The following is a 19622-nucleotide window of genomic DNA, read 5'->3' on the forward strand; positions in this document are numbered from 1 at the left end:
CCGCCCGCGCGGCACTAGCACCGGTGCCGGCGCCGCCGAGGTCCGGCACACGCCCATCCCCAGTCCACGCGCGCGACCGGGCACGAGACGGTCGGCGCGGGGCAGCGCCCCCTCCAGGAGAGGAACCCCGTGCGAGGCCAGCCCGTCAAGCTGTACGACCCCGCGTTCAACGCCGACCCCGAGGGCTTCTACCGGTCCATGCGCGAGGAGCACGGGCCGGTCGTGCCGGTGCTCATGGACGGCGACGTCCCCGCCTGGCTGGTCATCGGCTACCAGGAGCTCCACCACGTGCTGAGCGACCACGGCGTGTTCGCCCGCAGCCCCCGGCGCTGGAACGCCTGGGACAGGGTTCCGGAGAACTGGCCGCTGCTGCCGGTGCTGGTCCCGCTCCCCAACCTGCTCTCGGCGGAGGGCGAGGACCACCGGCGGCGGGTGCGTGCGGTCAACGACGCCCTCGACGGCGCCGACCCGCACGAGCTGCGCATGGTCGCCACCCGCATCGCCGACCGCCTCGTCGACGGCTTCTGCGCCGCCTCCTCGGCCGACCTGCGCTCCCAGTACGCCCAGCGCCTGCCCTCCCTGCTCCTGTGCTGGATGTACGGCATGGACGACGACCGGGGCGAGAGGATCGCCTCCCTCATGGGGACCGTCTTCGACGCCGGCCCCGACTCCCAGAGGGCCCACGCCGAGATCGCCGCCGAGCTGGCCGGGCTGATCGCCGCGCGCAGGGCCGAGCCCGGTCCGGACGTGATCTCCCGGATGATCGCCCACCCCGCCGCCTACACGGAGGAGGACCTGGTCGCCGAGCTCGTGGCGGTCCTGGGCGGGGCCCACCAGACCACCTCGGAGTGGATCGGCAACGCGCTGCGCCTGATGCTCACCGACGACCGGTTCTCCGCCTCCCTGTCCGGGGCGCGCAGCAGCGTGCAGGAGGCCCTGACCGAGGTCCTGTGGGAGGACTCCCCGTCGCAGATGAACGCCGGCCGCTTCGCCGTCCACGACGTGGAGCTGGGCGGGAAGGTCGTCCGCAAGGGCGACCTGCTGCTGCTCGGGTACGCCGCGGCCAACAAGGACCCGCGCGTGCACGCCGGTCCGCGCGCGCCCGGCGGCGGGACCAACCACGCCCACCTGTCCTTCTCCCACGGAGAACACGGCTGCCCCCACGCCGCGCGGGGGACGGCCGAGACCATGGCCATCACGGCCATCGAGGTCCTGCTCGACCGTCTGCCCGACATCGAGCTGGCGGTACCCGCCGACGAGGTCCGGTGGCGTCCGTCGCCCTGGGTCCGGGGGGTCGTCTCCCTCCCGGTCACCTTCACTCCAGCACCCCCCCAAGGAGTCATCTGATGCCCTGTCCCGTTCAGCACACCCCCGACGGAGCGGTCCTCGTCCACGCGGTGCCCGAGGACGTGCAGGCCGATCGCGAGCGCCTGTACCAGGAGGGCCCGGTCGTCCGGGTGGAGCTGCCCGGCGGCGTGCGCGCGTGGGCCACCACCCACCACGAGGTCAGCCGGGCCACGCTCAACGACCCCCGGTTCGTCAAGAGCGTCGCGCACTGGGCCGACTTCCGGAGCGGCGCGGTCACCGCGGAGTGGCCGCTGATGGGGACCATCCCCACCGACGACACCAACATGCTCGCCCTGGACGGCGCGCCACACCGCAGGATGCGCCGGCTCATCGCCAGCCCCTTCTCGGCGCGCCGGGTCGAGAGGCTGCGCCCGCGCATCGAGGCGCTGACCTCCAAGGCCCTGGACGCGCTGGAGGAGCGGGCGGGCGAGCGGCTGGACCTGAGGTCGGAGTTCACGTTCAAGGTGCCCATGGCCGTGATCGGCGAGCTGTACGGGGTGGCGGAGGAGGAGTACACCAACCTGGGCGAGATGTACGCCAAGCTCTTCTCCGGCACCACCGAGGAGGGGGAGCACCTCCAGATCTACGCGACCCTGTTCCAGTTCTTCGCGGAGATGACGGCCCGCAAGAGGGCGGCCGTGGACGAGCACGACGACTTCACCTCCGACCTGCTCCGGGCGGGCGAGGGGGAGGACGACGCCCTCAGCGACACGGAGATCGCCGTCACCCTGCTGACGGTGGTGGCGGCCGGGCACGAGACGACGGTCAACCTGCTCAACAACGTGGTGCGCGCGCTGCTCGCCCACCCCGGGCAGCTCGACCGGCTCAGGCGCGGCGAGGTCACGTGGGACGCGGTGGTCGAGGAGACCCTGCGCTACGACCCGCCCAACAACGTCATGATGTTCCGGTTCGCCACCGAGGACGTCGAGATCGGCGGCCAGGTCATCCGCGAGGGCGAGGCGCTGATGACGCACTACGGCGCCGCGACGCGGGACCGGCAGGAGTTCGGGGAGGAGCCGCACCCGTCGGTGTTCGACCCGGACCGGACGAAGGGCCGCCACATCTCCTTCGGGTACGGTCCGCACATCTGCCCCGGCGCGCCCCTGTCGCGCCTGGAGGCGGGGATCATCCTGCCGATGCTCTTCGAGCGCTTCCCCGACCTTCGCCTGGCGGTCCCGGACGAGGAGCTGGAGGTCGTGGCGGCGCTGTCGGTGACCAGCCTGCGGGAGTTCCCCGTCGTCCTGCGCCCGTAGACGGTCCGGCCGGGACGCGCGGCCGCCCCTTCGCGCGAGGGGGCGGCCCCGCCCCGGGCGGCACGGAACCGTCGACAACTCCTTACGCGGACAAACCCCTGCGTTGACGACGCCGAGTCATAGGATCGGCGGGTCGTGGGTTCTCGCGGAGAACACGGGGGAAACGGGAATGGCGTCGATCCGGCTGGCCGCCGCCGCGGCCGTCATCCTCCTCGGGGCCGCCGCGGTCGGCTGCGACGCCGCCGGGGTGGGCCTCCCGCCCGGCGGCGGGCACGCCCCGGCCGCGCCGTCCGACCCCGACGGCGCGCGCCCGGCCCCCGGGCCCGCCCGCACCCCCGGCGGGGAGGAGGGGCCCCGCACCGGTCCGGGGGCGGACCACGGGGAGCGGCCCTCCGACCCCGCGACGGGGGAGGCGCGGGAGCCGGAGGAGGCCCCCGAGGAGGCCGTCGCGGCGTACGTGGAGGCGCTGGCCTCCGGCGACCCCGCACGGATGGCCGCCGGGCTGGCGTACGCGGCCGAGGGCTCCACGGCCCACGACTACCTCGCCCACCAGGTCTCCGTCGCCCGCGCCGGGGCCGACGGGGGCAGCCCCGCCGCGGTCTTCGAGGTCGAGCGCACCGCCCACGGCTGGAAGCTGTGCCGCGAGTCCGATCCCGGAGGCGCGCCGGGCTGCTCCGGGTACCGGGGCTTCACCGCGCAGGACGGGCTGGTCGGCGGCCTGCGCGTGAACGGCGGCGACCCCGGCCCGGGCCTGCTGGTCCCGGCCCCGGGCACGCGTCCCCGGGCGGAGTCCGCGGGGGTGAGCGCCACCCTGCTGACCGCCTACCGGTCGACCACGGCCAAGGCCCTGGTGGTGACGGTCGGCTTCGAGACGCGCGAGAACGCCGACCTCGACCTGCACCAGGCCGTCTACCGGAGCGGGAGCGGGCACGAGAGCCGGGTGGACGCCGTCGCGGGACGCCACGAACTCGACGCGGGGACCCTCGCCCGTGCCGCCTTCCACCTGCCCGGGGCCTCCTCCGGAGGCGTCCTCCGGGTGGGCGGCTGCCTGGAGGAGTGCTCCTCGCTCGTCGAGCTGGCGCTGCCCGTCGGGTGAGCGCCGGGGCCGTGCCGGAACCGGGCGGGGGCCGCCCTCCGGCGTCGCCGGGGCTGTGGCCCCCCGGAGGCCCCGGTGATAGATTGTGGCGCCACATGGCGCAATTCGTACGAAAGCTATGAGGACCCCGGGCTCGCGCCCCCGGTCCGGACACCGCGGGTGACCACGCGGCCCGGCGCCAGGCCGCCGCGCAGACGGGCCGGGTCGCTCCCCCTACCCCCCGGGGGAGCGGCCCGGCCTCCCGCCGGGAGCGCCCGGGGGACGGACCGGCGGACGCCGCCGACACGGCACGACCGGACGGACCGGAAGCCCGGACCTCAGACACCGACCCTGTGGCGGACCAGCTCGAAGGCCGTGTCCGGCGTGTAGGCGGTCCTCGTCCAGAAGTCCTCGGCGCGGGCGGGACCGCCGCGCGGCCCGGGCGCGACCAGACCGGCGAGGTACCTCCTCCGGCTCCCCCTCCGCCGGTCCACCGCGGCCGAGCACCGGGAGCACAGGCTCCACGACCGCCGGTCGGGCCCCCACCCCGCGCGACGCCGCCCGGTCGCCGCCCCGTGCAGCGCGTTGGCCTCGCACGGGGCGCTCAGCGGGCTCTCCGGATCGTCCAGGAACTGCTCCCCGTAGCGGACCAGGACGACGGCGCAGACCAGCGCGGTGACCGGCATCCCGGGCGACCGGGCGATCAGGCCGGCCGCGTCGTAGGCCTGCCGGGCGCCGACGGCCCCGGCGCGGCCTGAGGGCAGCCGCCCGACACGTCGGCGCAGGCGTCCGAGTTCGAGGGCCAGGAGGGGACGGACGAACCAGCGCCGGGGCCGCGCCGGCGCCCTGTGCACGCGGGTCCTGGCGGAGACGGGAACCTCCCCGCCCGTGCGCGCCGCGTCCCGGCGGCCGGACCGCACGGCACCGCGCAGGCCCAGGAAGGCGGCGGCCGTCACCACGCCGGCCGCCACCCCGTACGGGAGGAACCAGGGCACCAGGAAACCGCGGAGGAGGGAGGACCGGCCCCCGTCGGGCGCCGCGTCCTGGTCCTGGGCCCCCGGCCGGGTCGTGAACTCCATCGGGGCCCAGAACATCTCCGCGTCCGGGTCCGGGGTGATCCCGGTCGACGCCGGGGGGCCCGTCGGGGCGTCCTCCAACCGGTCCAGGACCTGGTCGGCCCTGCCCACCAGGCCCTCGGAGGGGTCGAGCAGCTCGGGTACGACCTCCGGGGGCCGCAGAGTGCTGCCGAAGGCCTCCACCGCGATCCGGCTGTCGACGGTCAGGGCCACGTACACCCCGTCGCGCCCCGACACCTCGTGCAGCGCGTGCAGGAACAGCGACGGCTGCCCCCCGGTCTCGTCGGAGGGCACGGAGGGGTACACGACCACGTGGACCGGGTGGTCCGCCAGGGGAGGCGAGCCGAGCCGCGCTCCGATCCGTTCCAGGTCCTCCTCCGACCAGTGGCCGACGGTTCCGTGGTGGACGTAGAGGGGCGCCCGCTCCAGTTCGGCGGCCACACGCTCCACGCGTGCCAGGTCCTCGACCTCCCCGACGGTCGTCGGGGGGCCCGTGTCCGCGGCCGCCCCCGGGACGGCCGCCGTCCACGCAGCCAGGAGGCAGGACGTGAGGAGGACCGCCGACAGCAGGCTCCGCAGGCCGGGGCGCGGCGCACAGGGGACGCGGTTCACCGCTTCCACCGCCCGGCCGCGCGCCGTCCGGCCGCGCAGGCGGCGACCAGGCCCCACCCGGCGACGAGCCCGGCCGACACCCCCGCCGCCCCCGGCCACACGGGCCGGGGGGCGGCGTCCGGTTGCGGGCCGTCCCCGTGCCCGTCGGACGCCGCGTGGTACTCCGCCTCGGCCGACAGGGCCATCTCCTCCACGTCGGGGTGGTCCGCCACCCGCAGGACGTGGTTCAGCTTGTCGGCGGGGTGCTCCGGCCAGACCCCCGTGTACGAGGCGTGGTCCACCGCGGCGCCGGGGATCCCCGACGCGTCGAGGTTGGCCCGGCCGATCATCGCCGTGTCGAGGGAGAGGACGAGGACCGGGTCGGAGCTCTCCTCGGTGGAGATCCGCGCGATCCGGTCGAGGGTGCCGAGGTCGGACACCCCCGAGACCACCAGCAGGCTGAGCCGGACATCGTAGCCGTCGGCGAGGGCGCGGAGGCCGTCGGCGGTCTCCTCCCGGTCGAGGACCCCGGCGAGCTCCTCGTCCACGAACACGCCGTCGTGCTCCTCCAGCATGAGGGCGTAGAAGTCGCCCACGGGGTCGGCGTGCGCGGGGGCGGGCGCCGCGACGAGGACGGCCGACAGGGCCGCCAGGGCGAGGGCCGTCGGGAGCGGGGGAGGGATCATGTGCGGTCTTTCGGCTCGGGGCGGGGCTCCACCTCGTCCGCGCAGGGGCCGCCCCGCCCGGGCCCCGCGCGTACCGTGCGGTCAGGCGCCGCGCCGCTTGCCGCGGTGCCCGCCTCGCATGACGCGCCCCGGCAGGTCGGAGCCGAGGGTCCCGTATCCGGTCGCCGCCCATACGCTCTCCTCGGGCGGCACCGCGTAGTAGGGCAGGGGGCGCGCACCGCTGGAGTCCGGCACGGCGGCGGGTGTCCGGTGTGCCCGGACCTCCTTGCGGCACGCGCGGCAGGCCAGGACCCTGACCGAGTCGAACGAGGCGGGGGCGCGCCACCGGACGTGGGCGGTCCCGCCGTGGTGCCGCGGGTCGAAGAAGCAGTGCGGGGGAGGGGGCCCGCCGTCGAGGGCCGCGTCGCAGATGTCGAGGAGGACGTGCGCTCCGACCAGGTCGGACATGTCGTCGGCGGTGTCGAGGACCTTCGCGGCGGCGCCGTAGGCCTCCAGCGCTTCCCCCACCCGCCCCGGGCCGGCGGTGTGGGACGCCACGCGCTGCCCGCACCCGGTGAGGCGCTCGGCGAGCCGCTCCCGGTACTCGTCCTGCTGGGCCCGGTCGACGGTCCGCACGACCTCCTCGGTCAGCGGAGCCACACGGACCGGCCTGTGCGACCAGTGCAGCACCAACCGCCAGGCCCCCGCGCAGAGCAGCACGCCCACGAGGACGGAGGCCGCCGCGGTGAGGACGGGAGCACCGCCGGGGGCTCCGGCCGGACCGCCCCGCTCCACGAGGTCGACCGCACGGCCGAGGCGTTCGTCCAGCGGGGCGCCGACGAGGTCCCGGTCGGAGTTGACCGTCTCCGCCGTCAGCCGGGCCGGGTCCTCCTCCGGGCCCGGCGCCCCGTCCGTTCCCGAGTACAGGCCGTGCAGCGTCTCCCCGTCCCGGCCCACGACGAAGAAGTGGCCCCCGGCGTCGGAGTGCAGGGCCAGGTCGGCGACGTAGTCGTCCAGACCGGCGTCCCGGCCGATGAGGACGACGTACACGGGGACGTCCGCCCGGGCCAGGCGTGCGCGCAGGGCCTCCGCGTCCTGCTCCGCCAGGTCGCCGGCGTGCAGGGGGCCGACGTAGAGGGGGTCCTCGGACAGGGCTGCGGCCCGGACCGTGGCCATCTCCTCGTAGCTCCAGTCCCCGGCCGCGGCCGGGGGCGTCGCTCCGAGGGCGCACAGCGCGGCGAGGGGGACGGGGAGGAGCGCCCGCACCGCCCGCGTCCCGGGTCTCCTCCGCCCGCCCGCGGGGGCGGGCGCGGAGGACGCCGGGGGCAGGGGGCGTACGGGCCGTGGGGGATGCGGCATGGGGGTTCTCCGGTGGATCCGGGGGATTCCCAGGAGGATACCCCCCCGCCCGGGCCCGGGACGCGACCGCCCTACCTCGCGCGGCGCACCCGCGCCTCGTCCCACACCGGCTCGGGGGCCTCGTACACGCCCCCGTCCGCGCCGAACACCACGAACCTGTCGAACCCCCGCGCGAACCACCGGTCGTGCGTGACCGCCAGGATCGTGCCCCGGTAGGCCTCCAGCGCCGACTCCAGCGCCTCCGCCGACACCACGTCCAGGTTGTCCGTCGGCTCGTCCAGCAGCAGCATGGTCGTCCCCGACAGCTCCAGCAGCAGCACCTGGAACCGCGCCTGCTGGCCACCGGACAGCGTGTCGAACGCCTGCTCCGCGGCCGGCGCCAGCTCGTAGCGGTCCAGCGCCCGCCCCGACTCCTCCCGCGGGATCCCCCGCCGGGACCCCTCGCCCCGGTGCAGGATGTCCAGGAGCGTGCGGCCCGCGAACTCCGGGTGCTCGTGGGTCTGCGCGAACCACCCGGGCAGCACGCGCGCGCCCAGCCGGGCCGTCCCGGAGTGCTCCACGGAGGGCACACGCGCCCGCTCCTCCTCCGACAGCGGGGTCGACTCCGGGTCGCTGCCGCCCCCGGCCAGCAGCCGCAGGAAGTGCGACTTCCCCGACCCGTTCGAGCCCAGCACGGCCACCCGCTCGCCGAACCAGACCTCCAGGTCGAACGGTCGCATCAGCCCCGTCAGCTCCAGCCCCTCGCACACCAGGGCCCGCTTGCCGGTGCGCCCGCCGCGCAGGCGCATCCGCAGGTTCTGCTCCCGGGGCAGGTTCTCCGGCGGCCCCGCGTCCTCGAACCGGCGCAGGCGGGTCCGGGCCGACTGGTACCGCGAGGCCATGTCCGAGTTGTAGGACGCCTTCTGCTTGTAGGTGGCCACCAGCGCCCTCAGCTTGGCGTGCTCCTCGTCCCAGCGCCGCCGCAGCTCGTCCAGGCGCTCGAACCGCTCCCGGCGCGCCGCGTGGTAGGTGTCGAAGGCGCCCCCGTGCGTCCACGCGGTGTTGCCCGCGGCGCCCAGCTCGACCGTGACGATGCGGTCGGGGACCCGGCTCAGCAGCTCGCGGTCGTGGGAGACGAACAGCACGGTCTTGGGGGAGGCCAGCAGGGCCTCCTCCAGCCACCGCTTGCCGGGCACGTCCAGGTAGTTGTCCGGCTCGTCCAGCAGCAGGAGCGGCGACGGCCCCCGCAGGAGGGCCTCGATGACCAGGCGCTTCTGCTCACCGCCCGACAGGGTGCGCACCTCGCGCCACCGGCAGCGCTCGTAGGGGACGCCCAGCGCGGCCGTGCAGCACTGGTCCCACACCACCTCGGCCTCGTAGCCCCCGGCGTCCCCGTAGCGGGCGATCGCCCCGGCGTAGCGCATCTGCGTCTTCTCGCCGTCGTCGACCATCATCGCCGCCTCGGCCGCCTCCACGTCGGCGTGCGCCTCGCGCACCGCCGCCGGTGACACCGACACCAGGAGCTCGTGCACGGTGGTCTCGTCGCGCACGTGCCCGATGAACTGCGGCATCACCCCCAGCTCTCCGTCCAGGGTGACCGCTCCCTCCCCGGGGCGCTGATCGCCGCGCACGATCCGCAGCAGGGTGCTCTTGCCCGCGCCGTTGGCCCCCACCAGCGCCGTCTTGGAACCCTCGCCCACCCGGAAGGACACCGCGTCCAGCAGGACCCGCCCGTCGGGAAGGGTGTGACTGACCTGGTTGACGTCGATGTAGCCCAAGACCGCTCTCCACGTGGGGTTCTGTCGGAACGCGCGGGGTCGCCCGGCGCGTCCCGGAAGGCTTCCACGCCCCGCTCCGCGTCGGCAACCCGTTTTCCGCGGGGCGCGGTCCCGCCCGGCGGCCCAGCCCGGCTGCCCGGCTGCCAGGCCGCGCCGGAGCCCGCTCTGGGCCAGCGCCGCCCGGCCGGGCCGCCGCCGGGTCGGCCCGGGCTCCCGGGGGAGCGCTCGTCCGGGCCCTCGCCGGGAGCGGCTACCGCCGCAGCCGGGACCCTCCGACGCCGGAGTCAGTCCAGGAGCCCGTGCATCCGGGCACGTGTCAGGACCGCGATGGTGAAGGCGTCGGTGATCCGCCCGTCGCGGACCATCTCCTCGGCCTCGCCTGGGGACACCGCCAGGGACCGGCGGAGTCCCTCCCCGACGTCGAGCGGGCCCAGCGACGCCACCCGGGCGGCCCACAGCCGGGCGTGCCCGCCGAACAGCCCCGAGTCCGGGTGCAAGGAGCCCAGGTCGAACAGCTCCGAGGCCTCCGTGCCGAGCTCCTCGCGGAGCTCGCGGCGCACACCCGCCTCGCCGGGCTCCCCGTCCTCGCCGAACCCGCGCGGGGCCTCCACGTGCCAGGCCCGGGTGGCGTGCCGGAAGTGCTCGACCAGCACCACGGAGTCGCCCAGCAGGGGGAGGACGACGACGCCGGGCTCCCGGTCCGAGCCCAGCACGCGCACGTAGGCGCCCAGACGGCCGTCCGGGAAGCGCACGGCGTCCCGCACCACCGTCACGTACTCGTCCGCGTAGACGACGCCGACGCACCCGCCCGCGTGCTCCCGCGCCTTGGCCACGTCCTCCGGGTCGGTGAGGATCTCGATCCCCCCGGAGGGGTTGGCGAACTCCTCCGGGCGGGAGGCGCGCAACGCGGTGTAGGGGTCCACGGGTCTCCCACGGTCGGTCCCGTCCAGGGGTCACTCCTCGTCGTCGACCTGCCGGTCGGAGGGGCGGACGACGACACGGTCGTCGGCGTGGACCCGGCCGCGGTCCTCCCTGAACAGACGGACGATGTCGTCGAGGTCGCTCTTGGCGTTCCCCAGCCGCATGGTCGGAAACGTGATGCTGTGGGACAGGCTCCTCGCGGCGGGCGAGAACCGGTCGCGGAACACCAGGCGCGCCACCAGCGGGGCCTGGGCCGCGGCCGCCCCCGGTCCCGCCAGGACGAGGTTGTCCTCCGACAGGACGGTGACCGTCATCCCCGGCGCCTGGAGGACCGGGTCGGTGACGATCGAGCGGGGACCGCCCCGCCCGGCCGCCGGCCCGCCCAGCCTGCGCGCCGTGCGCAGCATCTGCGCGTGCGACCGGGCCGCGGCCCGGGTGAGCTCCGCGAACTCCTCGGGGCCGGCCTCCGGTCCCGCGCCGCCCGGCCGGGCCCGACCGCCGCCCGGCCGGGCCCGACCGCCGCCCGGCCGGGCCCGACCGCCGCCCGGCCGGGCCCGACCGCCGCCGGGTCGGGGCCGCGCGGCCCCGTGGGCGCGGCCGTCCGGGACACCTTCCCGCCCGCGGTCGTCGCGACCCCTCCCGGGCACGTCCTGACACCGTTGACCTGCCCGAACGAGGCCGGACGGGTCCGGTGCCCGGGACCGGGACCCACTGTGTGTCGGAGCGCCGCCCGCGCCCCGCGCGGTAGTTGTATGGGTGCTCGGGGAGAGGGGACGGGGCCGGGGCGCCCGTCCGCCGACCCGTACGTGAACGGGGCCGGGCCGGGGGAGTGCGGCCGGGCGCCCGGGACCACCACCGAGCAGGGGGACGCATGCAGATCGGGTACAAGCTGGCGACCGAGGCCTTCGGGCCCGAGGAGCTCATCCGGCAGGCGGTGCTGGCCGAGCGCGCCGGGTTCGACTTCGTGGAGATCAGCGACCACTACCACCCCTGGCTGGACAACCAGGGCCACTCGCCGTTCACCTGGACCGTGCTCGGCGCCATCGCGGCCAGGACCGAGCGGATCGGGCTGGTGACCGGGGTGACCTGCCCGACGGTGCGCTACCACCCGGCGATCATCGCCCAGGCCGCCGCGACCCTGGCCCTAGTCTCCGGGGGGCGCTTCGTCCTCGGCGTCGGCTCCGGGGAGCGGCTCAACGAGCACGTCGTCGGCCAGGAGTTCCCCGACTCGGTCCACGTGCGCCACGACATGCTGCGCGAGGCCCTGGAGATCATCCGCCTGCTCTGGAGCGGCGGCTACCAGTCCTACGAGGGCGACTACCTGCGCCTGGAGGACGCCCGCGTCTTCGACCTGCCCGACACCCTGCCGCTGATCGCCGTGGCGGCCAGCGGAGGGGTGTCGGCCAGGCTCGCGGCCGAGTTCGGCGACGGGCTCTTCGCCACCGAGGCCAAGGGCGAGATCGTGCGCGACTACCGCGACGCCGGCGGCGACGGACCGGGCTACGCCGAGGTGCCCATGGCCTGGGCGCAGGACGAGCACACCGCCGCGCAGGCCGCCCTGGAGACCTCCCGCTGGGCCCTGACCGGGTGGAAGGTCATGAGCGAACTGCCCAACCCGGTCAACTTCGCGGCCGCCACCACCACGGTCCGGGAGGAGGACGTCCTGGCGCACTTCGCCTGCGGGCCCGACCCCGAGCGCTACGTCGAGGCCGCCCGCACGTACGTCGACGCGGGCTTCGACCGCCTGGTCATGCAGAACGCGGGGCCCGACCCCGACGGGTTCGTCGACTTCTACCGGCGCGAGCTGGACGGACGCCTGCGCGCGCTCTCCCCCTCCTGAGCCGGGCCGTCCGCCGGGCCCCGGCGCCCGGCGGACGGCGGGCGCTGCGGTGCTCAGGTCCGGGGGCCGCGCCGCTCAGGCCTGCGGTGGCTCCGGCACCTCGACGCCGCCCATCCACCGCGCCAGCCCGTCCCGGTCCACCAGGACCATGTGCTCCGCGCCCTCGCGGGCCGCGGCCCCGGTGAACCCGTTGGAGGCCACGAAGATCCCCTGGTAGCCCGCGAAGCTGCTGTTCAGGATCCCGATGAAGGCGCGGACGTCGTTCGGGGGCACGGGGTGGCGCCACCGCTTGCACTGGACCACCACCTCGCTCCCGCCGGGGGAGCGCGCGGTGATGTCCGCCCCGCCGTCGTCGGCCCCGCCGACCACGATGACCGCCGTGTAGCCGTGCACCCGCATCAGGCCCGCGACGTACTCCTCGAACTCCGTGCCGGACATCAGGTCCAGCTCCGACAGGTCGGTCCGCGCGAGCGCCCGCCTCTCCCGGGTCCTGCGCACACGGCCCACGGCCCACCAGGACAGGGCGGCCACCGCCACCGCCGCCGCGACCCACAGCAGGGGCCGCGGGGCGCTCTGGGCCACCCACGCGCCGACCATGAGCGCCACCACCGCGGCGAGCACGGCGCCGTGCCGGTGCCTCCACACGAACCGCCGTTCCCTCGTTCCGACGTCCACGTTCCTCCCGGGGGCAGGGTCCTCTGCCGGACCCCTTCCCCGGGAACGCCGTTCCTCACGGGGATCCGGGCCGCGGCCCTGTGGCGGTTCCCACGGAGCCGGGCGCTGCGCGACGGGGCGGTCCGGGGCCTTCGTCCCTGGTCCGCGGGCACCCCGGACGAAACACAGGCGTAACCGGCGGACTACCATGGCCGCGCGGTGTCGACCGGCAACGGCGGCAACCGTCCGGGGACAGTACCCACCGCCCCCGGGGCACACAAGGAAGTAGTCCGATGACGGTCATCAAGAACATCGCCGACTTCGTCGGCCGGTGGTTCGCCCTGCTGGTCCTGGCCGGAGCGGCCGTGGGCCTCGCGATCCCCGACCAGGCCGCGCTCGTCGCCCCGCACGTCTCCCTGCTCCTCGGCGTCATCATGTTCGGCATGGGCCTGACGATGCGCCCGGTCGACTTCGCGATCGTCGCCAGGCACCCCAAGGCCGTGGTCCTCGGCGTCCTCGCCCAGTACACGGTCATGCCGCTCCTGGGCTGGGGCATCGCCCACGCGCTCGGCCTGCCGCCCCTGCTGGTCGTCGGCATGGTCCTGGTGGGCTCCGCACCCGGGGGAACCGCCTCCAACGTCATCGTCTACCTCGCCCGCGGCGACGTGGCCCTCTCGGTGGCGATGACCTCCATCTCCACCATGCTCGCCCCGTTCGTGACCCCGCTCCTCGTGCTGGGCCTGGCAGGGTCCTCCCTGCCCGTCTCGGCCTCCGACCTCTTCCTGTCGATCCTCCAGGTGGTCCTCTTCCCGGTCGTCGCCGGACTGCTGCTGCGCATGGCGGCGAAGCGGTTCGTGGAGAGGATCCTGCCGGTCCTGCCGCTGGTGTCGGTCGTGGGCATCGTCCTCGTCGTCGCCGCGGTGGTCGGCGCCAACGCCGACGCGGTGCTGTCCACCGGACTCCTCGTCGCCCTGGCCGTGGTGCTGCACAACTCCCTCGGCCTGGGCCTGGGATACCTGGTCGGCGTGGTCGGCGGGATGCCCGAGAGCGCCCGGCGCGCGGTCAGCGTCGAGGTGGGCATGCAGAACTCCGGCCTCGCCGCCGCCCTCGCGACCGCGCACTTCGCCCCGCTCGCGGCGCTGCCCGCCGCGCTCTTCTCCGTGTGGCACAACCTGTCGGGCGCGCTCGTCGCGACCTACTGGGCCCGGCGCGCGCCCCGCGACGCGACAGGCACGGAGGAGGAGGCTGCCTCCACGGACGCGTCGCCCCGGGACTGACCCGCAGCGGCACGGAGGGACGGCGCTGTCACAGGGCGGAGGTCCTCCCGGGCGCCGGCCCTCCGCAGGGCCCACACCCGTGCGGTGGGCCGGACACCGGAGCCGATGCGCTCCCTCCGGTGGCCGGACCTCCGGGTACCGGCCGGGGCCTCCGCCCGGCAGCCCCGCTACGACGCGGCGGCGTGGGCGATGCCCTGGGCGCTGCTCCGCAGCATGTTCCGGCTGATCCACCCGAGCATGCGGCCGGCGATCCGACCCCGCACGGCGCTGGGCCAGTCCATACGCAGGTGCAGCCTGGCGTGGCCGCCGACCGGCTCGATGACGATCCGCACCCTGCGGGGGGTCTCGGACTCCGGGTTCCGCGTCCAGGTCACCTCGCGGCCGGGGACGCTGTGCGTGATCGCCTCGCGCTCCGGCTTCCCCAACATGCTGTACAGCTCCACGACCCCGCCGCCGAGCTGCCGGGACGGCACGTCGGACGGATCCCACTCGCCCCGGCGCCCCGGGTCGCTGACCAGCTCCCAGACCCGTTCCGCCGACACGGGCACCTCGAGGTCGTAGGTCGTGCACGCCCACCCCTCGGTCGGCTGCCCGTCGGCGTGGGAGCCGTCCGCCGAGGACGGCTCGGGGGTCTCCAGGGCCTCCACCGGCTCATCGAGGTCGCGCCGGAACTTGTCGGTGTCCACGCCCAGCTGGTCCAGCAGCCTGCGCACCCGGCCGCCCTCGTCGTCGATCAGTGCCGCGAGCAGGGCTGCGTCGCCCCCGCTCCACGGGCAGTCGAGCTCGATCTCCTCCAGGCGGGGGTTGAGCGGGAGGAGCCCCGGCCGCCCACCGCCGGAGGGGGGCGGCACGGGCACGTCGATCCCGAGCAGGGCGAGATCCTCACGGAGGATCCCGTCGATCGCCGAGCGTCCCTCGGACAGGTTCACCCCGGCGTTCATGAGCAGACGGGCGCCCGGGCCGCCGTTGACGAGTATCCCCAGGAGCAGGTGCTCGAAGCCCACCTCGTACCGGCCCGCGCGCGCCGCCTCACGGCTCGCGGCCTCGTCGATCACGGCCCGGTCGTAACTCCTGCTGAGCAGACCCTGCTTCGGCGACGGGTTCGTCATCCTTGTCCTCTTTCGGTCGCTTCGATATGACGCAGCCGTTTCCCGTACTTCTTGTGGACGGCCTGACGGGTCACCCCGAGCGCGGCGGCGATGGAGGACCACGACTCGCCCGATCGCAAGGCCTCCTCGACTTGCCGCAGTTCCAGGGAGTCGACCACCGCGCGCAACGAGGCGACGGCGCGCAGACCCTGTACGGGGGTCGACGTGTCCGATGCGACGGCTGCCAGTTCTACTGCGTCCATGGTGTCAACCTAGGTTGCGCGACTCTTGCTGTCAACCTGGGTTGCGCGTGTGCGTCCGGGTGGTCCGGAAGGAGGGCGCTCCGGGTGTCATGGGGGGTCGAAAACGACCAGGGGGACCGTTCCGTCGCCTTCGGTGTCGAAGCGCTACCCGTGTGGGACGGGGTTCATGTGTCCTCCCCATGGCCTGAACCGGACACGGCTCTTCCTGTGATCGGCGCACGACCCAGCGTGATTGTTGTCAGGCTTCATGTATGCCTGAGCAACGACGTCCGCTCTTCATCCCCTGCTCCGGGTTCCTCGCGCTCGCCCTCACCGCAGCCCTGGGAAACCCGCACGTGCTCCTCGCCCCCTGCGCGCCTCCCACGCAGACCGCCGCCCCGGCCCCCGTCCCCGCCCCCGCACCCGTCGACGAACGTGAGACGGCCGCCCGCCGCCGGGCCCGCGGCGGACACGACCGCGTCCGCGCGCTCACCCGCTGTCCCCGGCCCCCCAAGCGCCCCCTGGGCCGGGTCCCGCACCCCCGCTGCCACTTCGACTGACCCCCACCCAGACGCCGGCGCCCGGGGCCGTGGCGGACCCGGGCGTCGGCCCCAGGGGGTGTCACGGTGCGCCGACGAAGCGCCCTCAGACCTACTGCCCCGGGACAGCGCAGGCGTCGGCGACGGCGGCGGTGCCCTGGTGGGAGGGGCGCACCTCCGTGATGGGCCCGTCCTCCACGACGACCGTCGGAAGCATCGGGAAGCCGGTCCGCCGCCCGGCTGCGCGCACCCGCGTCGGCACCACGTCCGCGGCGAAGCAGGGCGCCGGCTCGGTGAAGTCGGCCCCGCCCGGGTCGCCCGCCGCCAGAGGGCGGGCCCCGGCCGCATACATGCCCTCCAGCTCTGCCGCGCCGCCCTGCCGGCAGGGGCCGCGCGTGTGCCGGCGGCGACCGGCCACCGTGTTCGGCGGGGGCCGGTTCCACCGTTCCGCCCGCCCCGAACCCCCGACGTCGGCCCCCGGCCGTGAGAGAAGGTGCGGGGCACCGTAGAGAAGTCGGGGTTCTGACACGAACACCCTTCGGTCCTGTGAGCTGCACTGTCAGCGCCGTGAGCCTGTTCGACTGTGGAACGAACACCCGACGGACAGGCAGACACCCCGCTGACAGGGCGACTCCGTCAGCTGGCCGTTGGCCGGGCAGGGGGCGTGTGCGCCGCGGTGACCGGCCACCGCGTTCGGCGGGGGACCGGCTCCACCGCTCCGAACGCCCCGACCTCCGGACGTCGGCCCTCCACTGTCCAGGAAGTCGTGCCCGAACCGCTTCCGCCCGGTCCGTCCCCGGGCTCCGCCGCCCTCCCGGTGCAGAACGATGCACGAGCCGGGTGTTGTGCCGCGCTCGTGCACCTTTGCGACGGATCGATGATTTTTTTCGCATATAAAGAAAACACCTGGTCAAGGAGGCAGGTCTCTGTCCTTCCATTTCTTTTGGCGTCCCCTCTCGTGTTCCCCTATGATGGTCACCCGGATGCGCCCGTCGGCGGTTTCCGAGATCGCTCCCCCTCCCCCCGAAGGACATTATGGAACTGGTTTTCGCTGCCGCCTCCGCCGCAGTCGCCCTCTTGGTGCAGACCGCGGTCAAGACCATCGGCGAAAAGTCGGGGAACGCCTCCTGGGGGGTGGCGAAGTCCGTGGTAGAGCGGATCCGGATGCGCTTCAGAGGAGACCAGGAGGCGGAGGAGGTGCTCGCGGCGGTGGAGACCCGCCCAGAGGAAGGCCAGGCCCAGGAATCCCTTCAACGGGTTCTCGCCTCCTACATGTTGCGTGACCAGCAGTTCTGTGACGAACTGGTGGAATTGGTCGAACGGGCGGCCGAGAAACCGGCAGGCGGGACGGGGATCAGCGCCTCCGTGATCAAGAATGCGAACGTCTTCAACGAGAAGGTCGAGATCTCCGGGGACTGGAACAGCCAGTAGCGGCCGGAACAGCTGATCCACCCGCCCGGGACTGTGTTCCGGGGCCGGTCCCGAAGGGACCGTACGCCGCCGGGAACGGCTTTTCGTCTGCTGCCCAGTGGCCGTAGGCCCCCGCGGGGCCGAGGCCGTCAGAGGCGTTCCTGCGGACGCTCACCTCCCGTTGACCGGTCCGAGCGCCGTGCACGGGTGGTCGACACACCATCCCCCTCCTCGCACGCCAGAGCGTCTGCGAGCCGTTGAAGGGTTTTCATGCCGCGGCCCGACGACCGTCGCCACGGAGGCGACTCCGAGACCCCTGTGCCCGACGCCGAGCCCCCCGAGAAGGTCGAGCGGCCCGCCTCCGGCGGGGAGGCATCGCCATCGGACGGGGACGACGCCCCGCTGTCGCAGGAGGACGCGTTCCACGCGCTCCGGCGCGACGCCTCCTCCTCGCGGGGCCACGCCGAGTCGGCCCGTATGTCGGCCATCACCGACCGCCTCCTGGAGCGACTGCAGGGAGAGGACGGGGGGCTGAGGATCGGCACCCTGGCGCTGTTCAACGACAGCGTCCGCTTCGGCGGCGGATTCCACACGGCGGGCGCCGCCGAGCCCTCCCTCCGAGGTGATGCGGGGGGAGGATCCCTCGACCTCTCGCCGGACCGGATCGACAACCACATCGACCACTTCGTCAGGCCCTCCGACTTCGACAGGCTCTTGCAGGTCCTCCTCCGCAACAGGGTGGTCGTCCTGGCCCGCCCGGACGGAAGCGGACGCGAGGCGGTGGCGGTCAACCTCCTCGCGGAGGCGATGGCGCTGCACGGCACGGTCGGCCAGGGACGCATCCTCCAGCTCGGTCCGGCCGAGGAGCCGGGGAGCACCGCCTGGAAGCCGCCGGGGAAGGGCTGCGGCCTCCTCCACAGGGTGCAGAGCGGCGCCCGTGGTGACGGCGCGGCCGGGGCCGCCGGGGACATCGACACGGAATGGGTCGAACGGGTCCGGGAAGCGCTGCAGGAGGCCGACTCCTACCTGGTGGTGGTCACAGGGCCCCCGCAGGGGACCCTCCTGAACACCGCGGCCCACACCGAGGTCGTCGTGGCGGGGGAGAGCGGGATCGACCCGGTCGCCATCGTGCGGAGGTGGGCCCTCGGGGAGTCCCCGGGGGCCGAACAGGTGCGTGAACTGACCGCCGGGCTCCGGGCCGCGGGGGCTCTCGACCTCCTGGAGCGCAACCCCCGCCCCCGTACCGCGGTCAGCCTGGCCGCCGCGGCGCGCGAGGGGCAGGACCTGGCGGAACTCGTCCGCCGACTCGGCGACCCCTCGACCCGTGTCCACGAATGGTTCGCGACCCACCGCTCCCCGGAGGCGGTCGGCTTCGCGCTGTCGGCGGCCGTCCTGCACGATGCCCGGTACCTGATCGTCTCCGACGCGGCGGTCGCCCTGTACCACCTGCTCGCGGAGGAGCGGGAAGGCCCGCCCCCCTTGCGCTTCCAGGAGACGCTGCCCACCGCGCACCCCTGGATCGTTCTCGCTGAACCCGAGGACGGGAGCCCGGGACACCCCAGGGTCAGGTTCCGCGAGCCCCGTACGCAGCAGGCTGTGCTGGTACACGCCTGGAACCACCTGGACGGTCAGCGCTCCAGCCTGGTGCGCTGGCTGCGGCAGCTGGTCACCCACCAGGACGTGGACGTGCAGGCCCGGGCATGCGTCGCCACCGCCGTCATCGCCGCCCAGGACCTGGACCACGCCCTGCACCGGTTCCTCGACGGCTGGGCCGGCCACACCTCCGCACGCTCCAGGCGCGCTGCGGCCACCGTCCTCGGCGTGGTGAGCGAGGACCCGGACCTGACCGATCAGGTGTGGGACCTGCTCTACACGTGGGCGGACCGTCCCGGCACCGCGGTGGAACGGCGCATGGCCGCGACCTCGGCCCTGGTGGCGGGGGGCCCTCCGGGACGGAGGGACCCGGAGGCGGCGATGGAGGTCCTCCTCGCGGCCCTGGGGGACGAGGGGTCCTGGGACGCGCTGACCCACGTCGCCGAGGCGATGGCCTCCCTGGCCGGACGCGACCGGGCCGGACACGTGCTGGGCGCCCTCCTGGACTGGTCCCGGCCCCAGGACGACTCCGCCCTCGTGCTCAAGTCGCTCCTGGCCTTCTGCTACGTGGCCGGTACCGCGGCGGACCCCGGCCCCGAACGCGCGGGGCGGGGCCGCGGGAGGCGCAACCCCGCCGCGCCACCGCTGCTCCTCGAGCAGTCCGACCAGCACCTCGCGGCCCTGACCGAGCTCTGGCGGCGCGCCCTGGCCCGCAAACCCGTCCAGGAGGTCGCCCTCGACGTGCTGAGGGAGTGGGTCGGCCACGCCGAACGCTCCCCCCGGGGCCACGAGTCCGTTCTCCGGCTGCTGAAGGGCGTCGCCTCCGGGGGGCGACGCCACCGGGACCGGATCCACTACTGGCTCGGCCAGTGGGCGGCGGGCAGCGGAGAGGGAGCAGACGCGGCCGCGGACCTGCGGCGCGCGGTCTGAAGACG

18 protein-coding genes are annotated in these 19622 nt (G+C 74.8%); 8 read left to right on the plus strand and 10 right to left on the minus strand.

The window, feature by feature from the left end; genetic code table 11:
• The first annotated feature begins 129 nt into the window (after positions 1-129).
• The 3 genes from ACQPYD_RS10370 to ACQPYD_RS10380 all read left to right on the plus strand — a co-directional run bounded on the left by ACQPYD_RS10370 (position 130) and on the right by ACQPYD_RS10380 (position 3696).
• On the plus strand, positions 130-1347 hold the full coding sequence (locus ACQPYD_RS10370) for a cytochrome P450 (RefSeq protein WP_433700767.1): 1218 nt from the start codon (positions 130-132) through the stop codon (positions 1345-1347).
• The gene (locus ACQPYD_RS10375) at positions 1347-2600 is read left to right on the plus strand and encodes a cytochrome P450 family protein (protein ID WP_433700768.1); all 1254 of its coding nucleotides are present in this window, start codon (positions 1347-1349) and stop codon (positions 2598-2600) included. The genes ACQPYD_RS10370 and ACQPYD_RS10375 overlap by 1 nt, the downstream gene beginning before the upstream one ends.
• 169 nt (positions 2601-2769) lie before the next feature.
• Positions 2770-3696: a hypothetical protein gene (locus tag ACQPYD_RS10380; RefSeq protein WP_433700769.1), complete on the plus strand. Its 927-nt coding sequence runs from the start codon at positions 2770-2772 to the stop codon at positions 3694-3696.
• 317 nt (positions 3697-4013) lie between these two features.
• Here the strand turns inward: ACQPYD_RS10380 and ACQPYD_RS10385 are convergent, their stop codons facing one another.
• The 6 genes from ACQPYD_RS10385 to ACQPYD_RS10410 form a co-directional block, all read right to left on the minus strand.
• On the minus strand, positions 4014-5363 hold the full coding sequence (locus ACQPYD_RS10385; protein ID WP_433700770.1) for a hypothetical protein: 1350 nt from the start codon (positions 5361-5363) through the stop codon (positions 4014-4016).
• Positions 5360-6028, minus strand: coding sequence for a hypothetical protein (locus ACQPYD_RS10390; RefSeq protein ID WP_433700771.1), 669 nt, complete (start codon positions 6026-6028; stop codon positions 5360-5362). Before ACQPYD_RS10390 ends, ACQPYD_RS10385 begins: the two co-directional genes overlap by 4 nt.
• Positions 6029-6109: 81 nt before the next feature.
• Complete coding sequence (locus ACQPYD_RS10395) at positions 6110-7366, minus strand: hypothetical protein (protein ID WP_433700772.1); 1257 nt, start codon at positions 7364-7366, stop codon at positions 6110-6112.
• Positions 7367-7437: 71 nt separating this feature from the next.
• Positions 7438-9123: an ABC-F family ATP-binding cassette domain-containing protein gene (locus tag ACQPYD_RS10400; RefSeq protein WP_433700773.1), complete on the minus strand. Its 1686-nt coding sequence runs from the start codon at positions 9121-9123 to the stop codon at positions 7438-7440.
• A gap of 284 nt (positions 9124-9407) precedes the next feature.
• Complete coding sequence (locus tag ACQPYD_RS10405; RefSeq protein WP_433700774.1) at positions 9408-10046, minus strand: NUDIX hydrolase; 639 nt, start codon at positions 10044-10046, stop codon at positions 9408-9410.
• 30 nt (positions 10047-10076) lie between these two features.
• Positions 10077-10451 (minus strand): hypothetical protein, encoded by a 375-nt coding sequence (locus ACQPYD_RS10410; RefSeq protein ID WP_433700775.1) that lies wholly within the window; start codon positions 10449-10451, stop codon positions 10077-10079.
• 464 nt (positions 10452-10915) lie between these two features.
• On the opposite strand from ACQPYD_RS10410, the gene ACQPYD_RS10415 reads away from it, so the two are divergent.
• Positions 10916-11884, plus strand: coding sequence for a TIGR03557 family F420-dependent LLM class oxidoreductase (locus ACQPYD_RS10415; RefSeq protein WP_433700776.1), 969 nt, complete (start codon positions 10916-10918; stop codon positions 11882-11884).
• A 75-nt stretch (positions 11885-11959) separates the two neighbouring features.
• Here the strand turns inward: ACQPYD_RS10415 and ACQPYD_RS10420 are convergent, their stop codons facing one another.
• Positions 11960-12481 (minus strand): restriction endonuclease, encoded by a 522-nt coding sequence (locus tag ACQPYD_RS10420; RefSeq protein ID WP_433702016.1) that lies wholly within the window; start codon positions 12479-12481, stop codon positions 11960-11962.
• A 350-nt stretch (positions 12482-12831) separates the two neighbouring features.
• Here ACQPYD_RS10420 and ACQPYD_RS10425 point away from each other — a divergent pair, with 350 nt between their 5' ends.
• Positions 12832-13815, plus strand: coding sequence for a bile acid:sodium symporter family protein (locus ACQPYD_RS10425; protein WP_433700777.1), 984 nt, complete (start codon positions 12832-12834; stop codon positions 13813-13815).
• A gap of 167 nt (positions 13816-13982) precedes the next feature.
• Here the strand turns inward: ACQPYD_RS10425 and ACQPYD_RS10430 are convergent, their stop codons facing one another.
• Positions 13983-14924: a Clp protease N-terminal domain-containing protein gene (locus ACQPYD_RS10430; protein WP_433700778.1), complete on the minus strand. Its 942-nt coding sequence runs from the start codon at positions 14922-14924 to the stop codon at positions 13983-13985.
• Complete coding sequence (locus ACQPYD_RS10435) at positions 14921-15166, minus strand: hypothetical protein (RefSeq protein ID WP_267949257.1); 246 nt, start codon at positions 15164-15166, stop codon at positions 14921-14923. The genes ACQPYD_RS10430 and ACQPYD_RS10435 overlap by 4 nt, the downstream gene beginning before the upstream one ends.
• A 251-nt stretch (positions 15167-15417) precedes the next feature.
• Here ACQPYD_RS10435 and ACQPYD_RS10440 point away from each other — a divergent pair, with 251 nt between their 5' ends.
• Positions 15418-15705 (plus strand): hypothetical protein, encoded by a 288-nt coding sequence (locus tag ACQPYD_RS10440; protein ID WP_433700779.1) that lies wholly within the window; start codon positions 15418-15420, stop codon positions 15703-15705.
• Between the two features lie 91 nt (positions 15706-15796).
• On the opposite strand, the gene ACQPYD_RS10445 is transcribed toward ACQPYD_RS10440, so the two are convergent.
• A complete protein-coding gene (locus ACQPYD_RS10445) occupies positions 15797-16102 on the minus strand; it encodes a hypothetical protein (protein WP_433700780.1) in 306 nt (101 codons plus the stop codon).
• A gap of 617 nt (positions 16103-16719) precedes the next feature.
• Between ACQPYD_RS10445 and ACQPYD_RS10450 the strand changes: the two genes are divergently transcribed.
• Positions 16720-17115: a hypothetical protein gene (locus tag ACQPYD_RS10450; RefSeq protein WP_433700781.1), complete on the plus strand. Its 396-nt coding sequence runs from the start codon at positions 16720-16722 to the stop codon at positions 17113-17115.
• Positions 17116-17364: 249 nt separating this feature from the next.
• Positions 17365-19617, plus strand: coding sequence for a hypothetical protein (locus ACQPYD_RS10455; RefSeq protein ID WP_433700782.1), 2253 nt, complete (start codon positions 17365-17367; stop codon positions 19615-19617).
• The last annotated feature ends 5 nt before the right edge of the window (positions 19618-19622 follow it).

It is taken from the genome of Nocardiopsis sp. CA-288880, assembly GCF_050955985.1.
In the GTDB taxonomy this organism is placed as follows: domain Bacteria; phylum Actinomycetota; class Actinomycetes; order Streptosporangiales; family Streptosporangiaceae; genus Nocardiopsis; species Nocardiopsis tropica.